Origin of the sequence: Flavobacterium sp. GT3P67, from assembly GCF_004349155.1 — a bacterium.
Classification (GTDB): domain Bacteria; phylum Bacteroidota; class Bacteroidia; order Flavobacteriales; family Flavobacteriaceae; genus Flavobacterium; species Flavobacterium ranwuense.
The window spans coordinates 163065-177817 of sequence record NZ_SMLF01000005.1; the positions used below are offsets into that span (position 1 = coordinate 163065).

15 protein-coding genes are annotated in these 14753 nt (G+C 31.7%); 7 read left to right on the forward strand and 8 right to left on the reverse strand.

Translation table 11 applies throughout. From position 1 onward, the window contains the following. Window positions 1–70 precede the first annotated feature (70 nt). Window positions 71–2032 carry a KUP/HAK/KT family potassium transporter gene (locus tag E0H99_RS10170; protein ID WP_131994748.1) on the reverse strand — a complete coding sequence of 654 codons (1962 nt, stop codon included), beginning with the start codon at window positions 2030–2032 and terminating at the stop codon, window positions 71–73. A gap of 116 nt (window positions 2033–2148) precedes the next feature. Next, complete coding sequence (locus E0H99_RS10175; protein WP_131994751.1) at window positions 2149–3576, reverse strand: hypothetical protein; 1428 nt, start codon at window positions 3574–3576, stop codon at window positions 2149–2151. A 114-nt stretch (window positions 3577–3690) separates the two neighbouring features. Between E0H99_RS10175 and E0H99_RS10180 the strand changes: the two genes are divergently transcribed. Continuing rightward, complete coding sequence (locus tag E0H99_RS10180) at window positions 3691–4752, forward strand: sialidase family protein (protein WP_131994754.1); 1062 nt, start codon at window positions 3691–3693, stop codon at window positions 4750–4752. A gap of 66 nt (window positions 4753–4818) precedes the next feature. Here the strand turns inward: E0H99_RS10180 and E0H99_RS10185 are convergent, their stop codons facing one another. The 4 genes from E0H99_RS10185 to E0H99_RS10200 form a co-directional block, all read right to left on the reverse strand. Then, the gene (locus tag E0H99_RS10185; RefSeq protein WP_131994757.1) at window positions 4819–5280 is read right to left on the reverse strand and encodes a sensor of ECF-type sigma factor; all 462 of its coding nucleotides are present in this window, start codon (window positions 5278–5280) and stop codon (window positions 4819–4821) included. A 48-nt stretch (window positions 5281–5328) separates the two neighbouring features. Next, entirely contained in the window at window positions 5329–5745 is a 417-nt protein-coding gene (locus tag E0H99_RS10190; protein ID WP_131994760.1) for a hypothetical protein, read from the reverse strand. A gap of 33 nt (window positions 5746–5778) precedes the next feature. Next, the gene (locus tag E0H99_RS10195; protein ID WP_131994763.1) at window positions 5779–6321 is read right to left on the reverse strand and encodes an RNA polymerase sigma factor; all 543 of its coding nucleotides are present in this window, start codon (window positions 6319–6321) and stop codon (window positions 5779–5781) included. Between the two features lie 62 nt (window positions 6322–6383). Continuing rightward, window positions 6384–7505, reverse strand: a complete 1122-nt coding sequence (locus tag E0H99_RS10200; protein WP_131994766.1) for an SRPBCC family protein — start codon at window positions 7503–7505, stop codon at window positions 6384–6386. 558 nt (window positions 7506–8063) lie between these two features. On the opposite strand from E0H99_RS10200, the gene E0H99_RS10210 reads away from it, so the two are divergent. Then, complete coding sequence (locus tag E0H99_RS10210; RefSeq protein ID WP_131994772.1) at window positions 8064–8450, forward strand: nucleoside triphosphate pyrophosphohydrolase family protein; 387 nt, start codon at window positions 8064–8066, stop codon at window positions 8448–8450. Between the two features lie 105 nt (window positions 8451–8555). Here the strand turns inward: E0H99_RS10210 and E0H99_RS10215 are convergent, their stop codons facing one another. Then, window positions 8556–9623, reverse strand: a complete 1068-nt coding sequence (locus tag E0H99_RS10215; protein WP_131994775.1) for a branched-chain amino acid aminotransferase — start codon at window positions 9621–9623, stop codon at window positions 8556–8558. A gap of 304 nt (window positions 9624–9927) precedes the next feature. Between E0H99_RS10215 and mnmD the strand changes: the two genes are divergently transcribed. Then, window positions 9928–10590 (forward strand): tRNA (5-methylaminomethyl-2-thiouridine)(34)-methyltransferase MnmD, encoded by a 663-nt coding sequence (mnmD, locus tag E0H99_RS10220; RefSeq protein WP_131994794.1) that lies wholly within the window; start codon window positions 9928–9930, stop codon window positions 10588–10590. A 168-nt stretch (window positions 10591–10758) separates the two neighbouring features. Next, window positions 10759–10956: a hypothetical protein gene (locus tag E0H99_RS10225; protein WP_099716298.1), complete on the forward strand. Its 198-nt coding sequence runs from the start codon at window positions 10759–10761 to the stop codon at window positions 10954–10956. A gap of 30 nt (window positions 10957–10986) precedes the next feature. Here E0H99_RS10225 and E0H99_RS10230 read toward each other — a convergent pair whose 3' ends face one another. Further along, a complete protein-coding gene (locus E0H99_RS10230; RefSeq protein WP_131994797.1) occupies window positions 10987–11928 on the reverse strand; it encodes a LysR substrate-binding domain-containing protein in 942 nt (313 codons plus the stop codon). A 98-nt stretch (window positions 11929–12026) separates the two neighbouring features. Here E0H99_RS10230 and E0H99_RS10235 point away from each other — a divergent pair, with 98 nt between their 5' ends. The 3 genes from E0H99_RS10235 to E0H99_RS10245 all read left to right on the forward strand — a co-directional run bounded on the left by E0H99_RS10235 (window position 12027) and on the right by E0H99_RS10245 (window position 14663). Further along, window positions 12027–12506 carry a Dps family protein gene (locus E0H99_RS10235; RefSeq protein WP_131994800.1) on the forward strand — a complete coding sequence of 160 codons (480 nt, stop codon included), beginning with the start codon at window positions 12027–12029 and terminating at the stop codon, window positions 12504–12506. Between the two features lie 198 nt (window positions 12507–12704). Continuing rightward, a complete protein-coding gene (locus tag E0H99_RS10240) occupies window positions 12705–12917 on the forward strand; it encodes a hypothetical protein (protein ID WP_235832104.1) in 213 nt (70 codons plus the stop codon). A gap of 87 nt (window positions 12918–13004) precedes the next feature. Next, window positions 13005–14663 (forward strand): SulP family inorganic anion transporter, encoded by a 1659-nt coding sequence (locus E0H99_RS10245; protein WP_131994806.1) that lies wholly within the window; start codon window positions 13005–13007, stop codon window positions 14661–14663. Window positions 14664–14753 lie beyond the last annotated feature (90 nt).

A 14753-nucleotide genomic window follows, 5' to 3' on the forward strand; every position in this document is an offset into this window, starting at 1 on the left:
TTTAATTTTTTGGCATAAAAAAACACTGTTTTCAAAACAGTGTTTTTTTAGATTTTTAAATGAAAGAGGTTTATTTTACTCTTGTCAATCCTATGTTTTCAGGAGCATGAAGTACCATTGGAAATTTCTCCACTTTTACCGAACTACTGTCTAGGCCAAAAGCCCTTTCTTCAGATAAACTTAGTTTTTTGATAAAGAAATAGGAGTTCATAATTATTTTCTCATGCCAGCGTAAATCACTATCGTTAGAAAGGAATTTTTCAGATAATACAAATTTGAAATCACCTATAATATTATTTTTGTTCAAAGATTCGTATCTGCTGGTTATATCTACTTCTCCTTTTTTTACCATGTCCCTGATTACTTCTCTAAACATCAGGTTTATTTTAGTAGGTTCTCTAAAACCTAAATTGAAGTCCACACGATACAAATCATCTTTGACAATTTCGGTTACTTTATATTCAGTTTTATAGGGTTCTGTTAATATATTTACGTGTACAAACCAATAAATATCAGCTCTTTTTGGTCTTTTTTGTAAAATAGAATACATTACTTTTTCTTCTATTTCATCTGTTCTGCCAGCATTAGTCATGTAAACTAAATGCGTTGCGTATTTAGGTATTGATAAATCAGCACTTAATTCAATAAGTACTTTTTTATAATCTTCAATTTTGACAATTTTGGTGTAGCTCTTGTTGATTTTTTTAGCCAAATACCAAATCGTCATTATACCTATCAAAATGGTCGCTATAAGGATAGTAACATAACCACCATCAGCAAACTTAATAATATTGGCTGCCAGAAAACTAAATTCGATGATTAAATAAATGGTGATCAACGGTACAATAAAATACAATTTCACTCTTTTCATTATCAAATAAAAATTCAGTAAAATAGTGGTCATTATCATACATAAGATAATTGCGAGTCCGTATGCATGTTCCATATTACTGGATTCTTCAAAGTGTAATACGATTCCAACACACCCAATAAACAATAACCAGTTTATGGATGGGATATACAATTGTCCTTTTAATTCAGTAGGGTATTTTATTTTTACTTTTGGCCAAAAATTCAATCGCATCGCTTCATTTATTAATGTAAATGAACCACTTATAAGCGCTTGAGAAGCAATCACGGCTGCCATTGTTGCAATTACAATTCCAATGGGTTGAAACCAATCGGGCATGATAAGATAGAATGGGTTTCCATTTTTTCCGCCTAAAGTTTGTAATGTTTCCCCTTCGTGACGGATCAAATACGCTGCCTGTCCAAAATAATTAAGTACTAAGGCAGTTTTTACAAAGATCCAGCTAATTCTAATGTTTTTTCGTCCACAATGTCCCATGTCTGAATACAATGCTTCAGCACCAGTGGTACAAAGGAATACAAAGCCCAAAACAAAAAATCCTTCAGGATGTATGGTCAATAAATGATAGGCGTAGTATGGATTGATAGCTTTTAGAACCTCGGTATTCTGCCCGATTTGTAATGTTCCTAGTACGGCAAGCATTCCAAACCAAATAAGCATCATTGGTGCGAAAAATTTACCGACTAACTTGGTTCCAAATTGCTGAATGGCAAAAAGTACAAATAAGATACCTATAACAATTGGGATTGTGTTTATTTCAGGATAATAGGTTCTAATACCTTCAACCGCAGATGATACAGAAATGGGAGGAGTAATGATTCCATCGGCCAGTAATGCACTACCCCCAATAATAGCGGGGACAATCAACCATTGAATTTTTGTCTTTTTGACTAAAGCATATAAAGCAAAAATTCCACCTTCGCCATGATTATCAGCACTTAAAGTAATCAGTACGTATTTGATGGTTGTTTGTAATGTAAGGGTCCAAAAAACGCAGGATATACCTCCTAAAACAACGTCGGCATTTATGATATGATCGCCCAATATGGCTTTCATTACATACAAAGGTGAAGTACCGATATCACCGTAAATTATTCCTAATGAAATTAATAAGCCGCCTAATGTTAATTTACTATGTAGGTCTTTGTGCGATGCGTTCATGTATTATTTTTAAAAAACTTGTCAAATTTACACTTTTAAAATAAATTAAAGCTTTTTATCTAATAAAAAAAAACACGGCTGTCAAAGCCGTGTTTTTAGTTTTATATTGAAATTTTTTAAGATCTTCTATTGTCGTTTCTTGATGAATTACCTCTTTGAGATTCATTTCTTTGTGGAGCTGATTCTCTGGAAGAATTTCCTCTGTTTTGCGATTCTGCTCTTTGTGGAGCTTCTTGTCTAGAAGGACTAGTTCTGTTTTGAGATTCATTTCTTTGTGGAGCTGATTCTCTGGAAGAATTCCCTCTGTTTTGTGACTCTGCTCTTTGTGGAGCTTCTTGTCTAGAAGGGCTAGTTCTGTTTTGTGACTCTGCTCTTTGTGGAGCTTCTTGTCTAGAAGGACTAGTTCTGTTTTGAGAATAATCTCTTTGAGAATTTCCTCTTTGCGGAGTCGCCTGACTGGAAGGATTGGTTCTGTTTTGAGAATAATCTCTTTGAGAATTTCCTCTTTGTGGCGTTGCCTGACTAGAAGAATTAGTTCTGTTTTGAGAATAATCTCTTTGAGAATTCCCTCTTTGTGGCGTTGCCTGACTAGAAGGATTAGTTCTGTTTTGAGAATAATCTCTTTGAGAATTTCCTCTTTGTGGCGCTGCCTGACTAGAAGGATTAGATCTATTTTGAGAGTAATCTCTAGAAGATCCAGACCTCTGTGGTGTTATTCCTCTTGATGAACTAGTTCTGTTTTGAGAATAATCTCTTTGAGTTCCTGTTCTTCTGTTTGAGTAACCAACTTCATTTCTTGAACCTCTTCTTTGATCTAATTCATAACGGTTAGTTACATTAGCATTTCTTCTGGAGAAGGAATAATTTGGGTGTTGTCTTTCATAGCCATTTGAACGTCTTGAATTATGTAGAACGATTGCGCGCTCACTTCTTCTGTAGTTAACATAATTGTAATTGTTGTTGATGTTCAAACAAATGTTGATATTATTTCTATATCTGAATATTGGGAATGGATTCCATGCATAATAATAGGAAGGATAATAACCCCAATTCCAAGTAGAATAATAAGGACGATAATTAGCAGACCAGAATGAAGCATAAATTAATGGAGTGCTATAATATACAGGCTCATAAATATAATTTTGGCCATACATGTATACATCTCCTACTACTTGAACGTGAATTTTGTTGTTTCTGTCTTTTTCAACGTCAATTGTAGCTACATCTTGATACACATCGGTGTCTATAACAGATTGAATGATGATCACGTGAGTCCGATTTTCAACAGTTTCGATAACTCTTAAATAATCTACTTCATTGTCATTATTCAAATCTAAATTTGATATTTGTAGTTCAGGGTCATTCAGGCGTCGTTCAAAATCCTGTAGATTTTTTGAGTCACCAAAAATAGAAGCAACAGCTCTCAGATCAAGATTGTCACTGATTTCATTATTCATTGCATTTACTGATGTTCTATCTTGCGCCTGTATTTGTGTTGCGAAAACAGTAGTCAATAAACTCAATAGTATTAGTTTCGTTTTCATAATTAATTGAATTAAGTTTATTCTTTTTTTGATTATCCAATTACTGTGCCATAATTTATTCTTTGTTTCCTATTCGTATTATTAATTGTAAATTAGCCGTAAAATGTATAAAAAATGAAAAATATTTTTTTAGTCCTGTTAGTTTTAAATGTTTTTACATCCTGTAAAACAAGTGTTTATAGTGTAGAAAATAAAAACAACAGTGAATTTAAGTCCGTTGAAATCGACACCTTATTTCAGGATAAAATAAGTATCAGAGCAATTTTAATTGATGCAAATAAAGTTTGGTTTTCTGCAGATAAAGGAAGGTTCGGTTTTTTTAATTTGGATAACAATCAAAAATTTGAAAGCAAAATTATCAAAGATTCTTTAAAGCTTGAGTTTAGAAGTAATGCCAAAACAAAAAAGCATATTTTTATTCTAAACGTTGGGAATCCAGCTTTGTTATATCAAATTTCAAAAGACGGCAAGGAAACAAAATTAGTGTATCAAGAAAACCACGAAAAAGTGTTTTATGATAGCATGCAATTTTGGAATGATAGGGAAGGAATAGCGATGGGTGACCCAATCGCTGATTGCTTAAATATAATAATCACTCGTGATGGCGGAAATTCATGGAATAAAGTATCGTCTGATAAATTACCAAAAGTAATGGATGGAGAAGCAGCTTTTGCCGCAAGCAACACTAATATTATAATCAAAGGGAATAACACATGGATTGTTTCCGGTGGAAAAAAATCAAGAGTTTTTTATTCTCCAGATAAGGGAAATACATGGACAGTGTATGATACCCCAATAGTCCAAGGAAAATCAATGACCGGAATTTTCACGGCAGATTTTTATGATGCTCAAACTGGATTTGTTGCTGGAGGGGATTATGAATTGCGAAATCAAAATTTTTCTAATAAAGCAATCACCACTGATGGAGGAAAAACATGGAAGCTAATAGCAGAAAATAAAGCTTTTGGATATGCTTCTTGTATGCAATATGTTCCTAAAAGTAATGGTAAAGGGATGGTGACAGTTGGTTTTTCAGGAGTTTACTATTCCTGGGATGGTGGAAATTCATGGAAACAATTATCAACTGATTCTACTCTTAATACCATCAGGTTTATAGACAATCATACGGCAATTGCAGCGGGACAAAATAAAATGATTCGCATCAGTTTTAAATAATGAAAAATACCCTAAGTCCAATACAATTAGAGCTTAGGGTATTTTTTTTGAATTAATAAAATAAAACTAATGACTTTTTTGACCTTTGTTACGATATTGTTGTAGCAATTTTCTATTGAAATCTTCTTCAGCTTTTTTAAGTTTAACTATTTTTACGGCTGGTAAAATTGTTCTCACATTTTTCATGAATTTTTTTCGCAGTAAAAATAACTCTTCCTCAGTATCTTCTATTTGTGCCAAAAAGGTATTGGCTTCTTTTTCAGTTATTTTATCCAGTGAGCCATCACTCATCCTTTTCATGTACGTTCTCATTTTTTGATGTCTCAGTTCAAACTGTTTGTCATCAAATGTATTGTAGATTGGCCAGAATCTTTCGGCTTCATTAGTTGTTAAGTCTAATTCAGTAGTAAAAAAAGCTACTTTTAAAGCTTTTATTTGCTCTTTTTTCTCTTTCATACTTTCGCCTTGAGCATAAAAGTTGAATGAAACAAACAGCAACAGTATTGGTAATAATTTTTTTATGTTCATTTTTTATTTATTTAATTATAGCTTCAAATGAAAACTTTACGGTCTAGTTTATTCTAGAATGAGATTTTCTAAGTTTGAATTGGTTGATAAATGATCTTCTATCACTGCATCTTCTAAAGCAATACCTGTCTTTATGTTATTAATATCTTCGGTTTCTAATACACTTATCAAATCATATTGATTTACATTAGATTGATATGTAATGTAATTTTCTAAAGCCGCGGCGTCCAGTTCTTTTGTGTTTGTCGATGAAGGACTTAAAATTGGAATCATCAAAGCCAGTACTAAAATTGCTGCTACTGCCATCATAATTAAAGTTTTTCTTTTTTGAAAAACAGAAATTACTTTTGGCTCGTTTTTAGGCAATTGCTCCATCATTTTGATTGAAAAATTCTCAAAATAATGGTCTGGAGTTTTAAATCCAGTTTCAATTTTAGGTTCGTTCTCTAATTTAAATGTTTTCATAATGTACTTTAGACAGTGTTACAGCTAAAAGGTTTAATTTGTCGAAACAAAAGCTTCTATTTTTTTTACAGCAAGATGATAGGATGCTTTTAATCCACCGACGGAGGTTCCCAAGATTTCTGAAATTTCCTCGTATTTCAGTTCTTGAAAATATTTCATTTTAAAAACCAATTGTTGCTTTTCAGGCAATAATGCAATCGCTTTTTGTAATTTTATTTGAATTTCATTTCCGTCAAAAAACACGTCGGCTTCCAGATTATCGATAGTTTTGTTTTGTAAAGTTTCTGATGAAACGCCATTCGTTTTTGATTTTTGTTTCAAAAAAGTCAAGGATTCATTAGTCGCAATGCGATACATCCATGAAAAAAGTTTGCTTTCCCCTTTGAAATTTTTCAGATTTTGAAATATTTTTATAAAAGTATTTTGCAACACATCATCGGCATCATCATGATTCAAAACGATGTTACGAATGTGATTGTATAACGGTCTTTGATAACCCTGTAACAACTGCTGAAACGCCTGATTTTGCGTTTTAGGGTTTAACAAGTGGTTTATAAAATCCTGTTCTTCTTGCAAAGCGATTATTTAGGAGTTAGAATAGAATTTATCAAAAAGGTTTAATAGGCTTTAAAAAAACATTAAAATTCGGATTGTTCTTCTTCCTTGTTTATTACTGGCGCAGGCGTTTTTATAACCTCCTCTATCTTGATGGCAGCTGGAGTAAAAGTTTTTACAGGAATTACTTTTGGTTTTATTGGGTAATAAATTTCGGTAACCCATTTTGAAGGGTTTTTAATTTCTGTTCTGCTGATGGTGAAATTCTCTAAATGAGAAAATGTAGGGTCAATAGCAATTCGATTGGTGTTAATATATGCTTTTGCTTTATCCAAAGCTTTTTTTGTATGCGAATAATCCCCGGTTAAAGTAGTTTTAATTGCGTCGAATGGCTCCAGCTTTCCAGTTAAAATATCACTTCCTGAGCTCGTTAAGATTTGATTTTTTATAGGCACACAAAAAGACAATTTGGTCAATCCGCTTACGGAATCGTAAGTATGATAAATTATAAATGGTTTTCCGTTCAACTCGATATTATTTTGCTCGCAAAAAGTAATCATTTTTGGGAATACGATTTGAGCATTTTTAGTAACCTTTGAAATTTCACTGGTAAAGGTTTGTCTCAAATAAAAAGTGCCAAGTTTTTTTACCAATCCATTTACTTTTACCGCATAAGTATTTATTTCGAAATCAAGAGTCTTGTCTAAGTTGACTAAGCTCTTTTCATACATTCTTCCAATGATTTTATTCATACCTCCATTAAAGGCAGTATAAACTTTCATGGTGAAACTCATTTTTCCAGTTGTTTTCCAAGTCACTTTTGTTCCGCCAATCGTATCCTTAAAGCTCCAGAAAACGGATGATGAAGTTCCATCGTAATTCATTTTTTGAGAAATACTATCATTTTCCTTTACAAAAACGGTCAACATATCACCTGTTCCTTCTTTTCCTTCCCATGAAAAGGAAGCTCCCGGACCAATTGTTTTTTTAGGATACGTAATTTGCATTTCAGGATCTTCAACAACCCACGAACTAAAATCCTCCCAGTTTCTATAATCATTAACAAAATTAAATACTGTTGATTTTGGAGAATTTATGATTTGACTTCTTTCTACGGTAAAATCTCCTTTTTGAGTAGCCACAAAAATGGATAAAGCCACAAAACTTAGCAGTAGTAAAAGAAATAAGTATTTTAAAATCCTCATAATATACAGGTTTGTTAATTTTTGTAAAGTTAAAGATTTTATTTACAAGTCACCGAAAGTGTTAAATAAATATAGATCCTTTTCTAAATAAAGGATGTTTATCTATTTATATTTGGTTTGAATTTAAAGTAAGCTTTACGATATTCGATCGTTTTTAACTAATCTGTTTTCGAATAAAAACTAAATAATCATGTAGATTTAGGTTTTTAAGCATTTAATGTTGAACGCTTTAGGTTAAATAAAAAAGCCCACTATTTAGTGAGCTTTATTTGGTTGTTTTTAAAGAAACTAACGTTTGAAAAATACTTTTATCAAAAATAAAATTCCAATAAAAATTCCAAATCCTATTAGAATCTTGTAATTCCCCTTATAAAACTCTTTATGTATTTTTATATCTTTTCGATAGGCATAAATTGCAGCAATAACAAATGCAACAAAAAACAAGCCTGCAAACACTAATTGACCTTGACTAAACATAGTTTAAATTATTTCCGGCAAATTTAGTTAATAGTTTAGAAATAGTTGCTAATTTGCCTTTTCATTTAACAAAATAAAAAGATGCAAAAACAGATAGACTCAGTTAAAGAATTTCATACAGCTTTTAAAATAGGTCATAGTGAAATTCCTACAGCTAATTTAGGGGAAAGTAAACAGATGCTTCGTTACAACTTAATGAAAGAGGAAAACGAAGAATATCTTGAAGCAGTTCAAAACAATGATTTGGTAGAAATTGCAGATGCATTGGGTGATATGATGTATATTTTGTGCGGAACCATTATAGAACATGGTTTGCAGCATAAAATAGAAGCAGTTTTTGACGAAATCCAACGCAGTAATATGAGTAAGTTAGGCGAAGATGGGAAACCAATTTATCGTGAAGATGGGAAAGTGATGAAAGGTCCTAATTATTTCAAACCTGATTTTTCTAAAATAATTAGAGAATAGTGTAACAGGCTCAGGCATTTTTTTATGGGCATTTTTCGTAGAAGACAAAAAAAAAGCGATTTTCAGTGTGAAAATCGCTTTTTTTTTAATTATGAAATCTTGGATTTATACTTTAACAGTCCATCCAAAAGTATCCGCTTCTAATTTATTTTGGATATTTTCCAATTTAGTTTTTAGTTGTAAAGCCATTGTATTTTCAATTTTTGGCAATTCATAATAAACATCCTGATAAGAAAATCCAGAAATTGGACTTACTACAGCAGCCGTTCCTGCTCCAAAAATTTCTTTCAAAGTTCCGTTTTTAGCAGCCTCAACAAGCTCAGAAACTAAAACCGAACGAATATCTACATTTATACCTTCACTTTTTGCTAAATCAATAAGTGTTTTTCGAGTCACACCATCAAGAATTCGTTCGCTTGTAGGAGCAGTAAATAATGTATCATTTATTCTGAAAAATACATTCATAGTACCTGCTTCTTCCAGTTTGGTATGCGTAGCATCATCAGTCCAAATTACCTGTTGAAAGCCTTCTTTGTTCGCTAAATTTGTAGGATAAAATTGGGCAGCATAATTTCCTGCAGCTTTTGCAGCTCCTATTCCTCCATTTGCAGCTCTACTGAAATGTTCCGCAATAAGTACTTTTACATCACCAGAATAATAAGAAGTCACTGGCGATAAAATAATCATGAATTTATAGTCATTTGAAGGATTTGCAATTACTCCAGTACCAGTTGCAATCATAAATGGTCTGATGTACATCGCATTTCCTTTTCCCTTTTTAATCCATGCTTCGTCTAATTGCAACAATTGATTTAGACCGCTCATAAATATTTCTTCAGGAACTTCTGGCATTGCCATTCTTATTGCAGATGTATTAAAACGTTTGTAGTTTTCATCAGGTCTAAAAAGCCAAACGTCATTATTTTCATCTTTGTACGCTTTCATACCTTCAAAAATCGCTTGTCCATAATGAAAAACTCGTGTAGATGGGTCTAACAAAAATGGTGCGTAGGGTTTAATGACAGGTTTTTGCCATTCCCCATTTTTATAATCACATTCAAATAGATGATCTGTAAAAACAGAACCAAAGCTTAAGTTTGAAAAATCAACCTCGTTAATTTTTGAAGAGGAAGCTTTTATTGTTTCAATTTTGTTAGTTTGAGTAGTACTCATAGTAATGTGTTGTTTTTTTGATTTTTTTTAAATGACAAACTGGAGCTTAAAAAAACTTAATTTCTATAAGTTGAAGTTTAATGTTTGCAAAATTAAATAAAAATCAACAAAAGACTTGTCAAAAAACTATTAATTATAGCATTTAACTAAGATTTGTTTACATTTTAAAAAAAATAAAAAAATCATGCTTAATTCTACTAATTATACAATAAATATAGATTTTTCAGAGGTAAACGTGTTAGATTTTGATTAATTTTGGACAAACATTGTAGTTTTTAATCCAATATAACCTCAAAATCCAATTTTGAAAAGAGAAATAATCCAAACACTTGATGGTTCAACTACCATTCACATAGCAGAATGGGATGAATGTTATCATTCTAAACATGGTGCCATACAGGAAGCACAGCATGTATTTATTAAAAATGGCCTCTCGTTATTTCAAAACAGGAGTGTTTCTATTTTGGAAATAGGATTTGGTACCGGCTTGAATGCCTTTATCACTTTGCTAGAGGCAAAAAAAATGCAGCAATCGATTGATTATGTAGGAGTAGAAGCGTATCCCATTTCAGTAGACGAAGTTTTGCTGATGAATTATGTCACAGAATTAAATGCAAGTCAAGATAGCGCAATTTTCGATAGAATGCATGAAAGCAATTGGGGAGAAAGAATTGATTTAAGGGATGATTTTTCACTTACGAAAAGGAAACAATTTTTTGAAGAAATTGATGATATAGATCAATTTGATTTAATTTATTTTGATGCTTTTGGGTATAGAGTACAACCTGAATTGTGGAGTACCGCTATTTTTGAGAAGATGTATAAGGCACTTAAAACTAATGGTGTACTGGTTACTTATGCCGCCAGAGGAGTTGTAAAAAGAAGTATGATCGAAGTGGGTTTTACTGTCGAAAAACTGGCCGGGCCACCCGGAAAAAGGGAAATGTTTCGTGCTAGAAAAAGCTAATGTTTGCTATTTAAGTGGTTTGTTTTCAGTAATTTATATTTTTTTAAACCAAATTTATGAATTAGAAATAAAAAGATTAAAACTACGTTAAATAGTTATGTTGTAATTAAAAAAAATGTATTTTTACATCAATTTTGAATCCAAATCTAACTAAAATCTTAGTTTATTATGTCGAAAATCATGTATGATTATACAAAATCAATTTTAGAAAGAGTAAGTTTTGATCCATTACTTTTTTGCAAAGAATTAGAAAAAGCCATCAAAACATTATTACCCTACGAAATGGAGCAATTGCGAGAATGGTTATTAAATTTTACAATAGGAAAACCGGAATTAAAACAATGTTTACTAATCGTAAATTCATAAAAAAAAGGAACCGCAAAACGGTTCCTTTTTTTATTTTTTAGGAAGTGAACTTATAATTTGAACATTTTGAAATACGATAGCTCCTTTTACTACTCCTGCAATTGTACTTCGAAGCGCATCAATTATCTGTATTTTTAATTCGCTTTTAGGGAAAATCAGGCTTACCTCTCGGGCAGGTTTAGGTTCCTTAAAGTGGCGTAATTTTAATTTGTCAGTTTCTTTTAAATCAAGTGTATGTAAATAGGGAAGTAGTGTTGTCCCTAAACCTTCATCGGCTAATTTTATCAGGGTTTCGAAACTCCCACTTTCTAACTGAAAATGACTCGTTTCATTTTTACCTACATTTTTGCATAAATTTAAAATCCCGTCTCGAAAACAATGGCCGTCTTGTAATAATAAGATTTCATCTAAGTTTAAGTCAGAAACTTCTATTTCTTCCTTTTGAAAATGATGATGGCTTTCTGGTATGTACGCTACAAAAGGTTCATAATACAAGACAATTTCTTTTATTTTTTCCTCCATCAAAGGAGTTGCGGCAATGGCAGCATCGAGATGTCCATTGTTTAGTTTCGTTATAATTTCGTCAGTATTTAACTCTTCGATTATAAGTTTTACTTTCGGGTATTTTTTTATAAAATTATTCAAGAACATAGGCAATAGCGTAGGCATAATTGTTGGGATTATTCCCAATCTGAATTCGCCACCAATAAATCCTTTTTGTTGTTCTACTATATCCTGAATCCTATCGGCTTCATTGACTATATTTTTTGCTTGATTTACAATTTTTTGGCCAATGTCGGTAAGCTGAATTGGTTTTTTAGTTCTGTCAAATATCTGAATACTTAATTCTTCCTCGATCTTTTGAATTTGCATGCTCAATGTAGGTTGAGTCACAAAACATTTTTCGGCAGCTAGAGTGAAATTTTTGTGTTCGGCTACAGCAAGAACATATTTTAATTGAGTGATTGTCATTTTTTTATAGTTATATCTGATGTAAATATAAAAACAATCAATTTAACTTATAGTGAAAAGTGGTATTTTCTTCTCTAAATTTGTAGAAAATAAAAATCATGAAAACAAATATTTTAGGATTACCAGTAAAAGAATCAGAATTGATAGTTAGTGAATTGAATATTTTATTAGCTAATTTCCAAGTTTATTACCAAAATTTAAGAGGAATTCATTGGAATATTAAAGGGAAACGTTTTTTTGATTTACATGTGAAATTTGAAGAATTATACACAGATGCTCAAATAAAAATTGATTTAATTGCCGAAAGAGTACTCACCGTTGGAGGAACTCCGCTTCATACTTTTGAAGATTTTATAAAAAACAATCAGTTAGTTGTGGGTAAAAATATTTCAAACGATGAAAAAGCAGTCCATTTAATTGTTACATCATTGTCTCATTTATTAAAAATCGAAAGAGGGATTCTTAATCAATCTTCAGCAATAAATGATGAAGGGACAAATTCCATGATGAGTGATTTTATTTCAGAACAAGAAAAGACTATCTGGATGATGCAAGCTTGGTTAGAAGAGAGTTTGTAGTTTTATAAGAATTAAAACAAAGTAGAATGAAATCAATTAACCTGTTTCTATTGTTATGTAATGTTAATTTTTTTTTAAATTTAGAAAAACGATTGCTTTTTTAATAAACTTAATTCTATTTTTGCGCCAATGAAAATAATATCTAAAATATTTTTAATACTATTTATTGCCTTTCTCATCACTCCAACAATAGTTACTGTGATTGAGAAAAGTGCAGATATTTCTGTTTTCTACAGTGTTTCTGAGGAAGAACATGCACACAAAGAAATTAAAACTTTTTTTTATTTTGAATCTTCTACAGATGTAATTACCTCATCGAAATTGTCGTCTAGTGCTATTCTATCTGAGAATTTATCAAAGCACGATAATATCATCTCTTCCATATTTATTCCTCCGCCCAACGAAGTTTAATGCATTTTTTGATTTTAGTATTTTGAAATCAATTTTCACGTTTATAATGTGGATAAACTCTTTGTATTCAAATTTTAGGAAGGTATTATGACAAAAAAAATTAATCTTTTTGCTAACCTTAAATCCGATTTTGCGTCTGGTTTAGTGGTTTTTTTGGTGGCGCTACCATTGTGTTTAGGTATTGCAATGGCTTCGGGCGCTCCTTTATTTTCGGGAATTATTGCAGGAATTGTTGGTGGAGTAGTAGTGGGTTATTTAAGTACATCCAACATAAGTGTTTCTGGACCTGCGGCTGGTCTAACGGCTATTGTTCTTACCGCAATTACGGATTTAGGAGCTTTTAATATTTTTTTAACCGCAGTTTTCATTGCAGGTCTAATACAATTAATATTGGGATTTGTTAAAGCGGGAAGCATTTCTAATTATTTTCCAACGAATGTTATTGAAGGAATGCTGGCCGGTATTGGAATCATCATTGTTTTAAAACAATTGCCACACGCATTTGGTTATGACAATGATTTTGAAGGAGATCAGTCTTTTTCACAACTGGATGGCAGTAATACATTCTCCACATTATTAGGTATCTTTGATTATATCCAAATAGGTTCAATCGTTATTACATTGGTTTCTATGGTAATTTTGATTTCTTGGGATAAAGTTCCTTTTTTGAAAAAATTAAAATTAGTTCCCGGAGCTTTAATTGCCGTAGCTATTGGCGTTATTTTGAATGAGATTTTCATTGGTACGGGAAGTGCTTTAGCCATTGGAAAAGAACATTTAGTTTCTTTGCCGGTTCCTTCCTCTTTTGAAGAATTTAAAGCAATTATAGTAACTCCTAATTTTTCGGAAATTGTAAATCCAAAGGTTTGGGTTATTGCCCTGACGATTGCTATTGTAGCTTCTATTGAGACGCTGTTAAGTATTGAAGCGTCTGATAGAATGGATGTCCAAAAACGCTATACGGATACAAATGTGGAATTAAAAGCGCAAGGTATTGGAAATATGGTGAGTTCACTTTTAGGTGGTTTACCATTAACATCTGTTATTGTACGCTCCTCTGCAAATAGTAATTCTGGAGCCAAATCTAAAATGTCTACCATTATTCATGGATCATTGTTGTTAGTCAGTGTCCTTGTAATTCCAGTGATTCTGAACAAAATCCCATTGGCTACTTTAGCAGCGATTTTAATTTTAGTTGGATATAAACTAGCTAAACCAGCTACATTCAAGCATTTTTGGGAAAAAGGAAAATATCAATTTGTTCCTTTTATTGCCACATTATTGGCAGTTGTATTTTTGGATTTATTGAAAGGTGTTGCTTTAGGAATAGTCATCAGTATTATATTTGTTTTAAAAGGGAATCTCAAGAGAGCATATAGTTTTAGAAAAGAAGAATACGCAAATGGAGATGTGATTCATATTGATTTGGCTCAGGAAGTTTCTTTCTTGAATAAAGCTGCCATAAAATCAACTTTGAATGATATTCCGGAAAATTCTAAGGTTATAATTGATGCAAAAGATACGGTTTATATCGCTCATGATATTTTGGATTTAATCCATGAGTTTAAAACCACAAGAGCTATAGATAATAATATAAAAGTGAAGCTGAAAGGATTTAAAAAAGCCTATCAGTTAGAAAATAGTATTGATACGCAGAATCATGTGACTATAGAGCATTATTATGATGCTGCAAAAAGAGTTATGGTTAAAAAGGAAATAAGAGATAAAGAGATCATCAAAGAATAAAACTAAAATTAATTAGGGATTTAATTTAAAAAAAAGAGTTCCTTTACGTTGTATTGATTAGTTACTTAACGTCTATATAAATAAAATAAT

What these genes read in the sequence shown, in the direction of transcription:
- E0H99_RS10170 (WP_131994748.1), bottom strand. Translation starts at nt 2,032, where the DNA reads ATGAACGCATCGCACAAAGACCTACATAGTAAATTAACATTAGGCGGC.
- E0H99_RS10175 (WP_131994751.1), bottom strand. Translation starts at nt 3,576, where the DNA reads ATGAAAACGAAACTAATACTATTGAGTTTATTGACTACTGTTTTCGCA.
- E0H99_RS10180 (WP_131994754.1), top strand. Translation starts at nt 3,691, where the DNA reads ATGAAAAATATTTTTTTAGTCCTGTTAGTTTTAAATGTTTTTACATCC.
- E0H99_RS10185 (WP_131994757.1), bottom strand. Translation starts at nt 5,280, where the DNA reads ATGAACATAAAAAAATTATTACCAATACTGTTGCTGTTTGTTTCATTC.
- E0H99_RS10190 (WP_131994760.1), bottom strand. Translation starts at nt 5,745, where the DNA reads ATGAAAACATTTAAATTAGAGAACGAACCTAAAATTGAAACTGGATTT.
- E0H99_RS10200 (WP_131994766.1), bottom strand. Translation starts at nt 7,505, where the DNA reads ATGAGGATTTTAAAATACTTATTTCTTTTACTACTGCTAAGTTTTGTG.
- E0H99_RS10210 (WP_131994772.1), top strand. Translation starts at nt 8,064, where the DNA reads ATGCAAAAACAGATAGACTCAGTTAAAGAATTTCATACAGCTTTTAAA.
- E0H99_RS10215 (WP_131994775.1), bottom strand. Translation starts at nt 9,623, where the DNA reads ATGAGTACTACTCAAACTAACAAAATTGAAACAATAAAAGCTTCCTCT.
- E0H99_RS10225 (WP_099716298.1), top strand. Translation starts at nt 10,759, where the DNA reads ATGTCGAAAATCATGTATGATTATACAAAATCAATTTTAGAAAGAGTA.
- E0H99_RS10230 (WP_131994797.1), bottom strand. Translation starts at nt 11,928, where the DNA reads ATGACAATCACTCAATTAAAATATGTTCTTGCTGTAGCCGAACACAAA.
- E0H99_RS10235 (WP_131994800.1), top strand. Translation starts at nt 12,027, where the DNA reads ATGAAAACAAATATTTTAGGATTACCAGTAAAAGAATCAGAATTGATA.
- E0H99_RS10245 (WP_131994806.1), top strand. Translation starts at nt 13,005, where the DNA reads ATGACAAAAAAAATTAATCTTTTTGCTAACCTTAAATCCGATTTTGCG.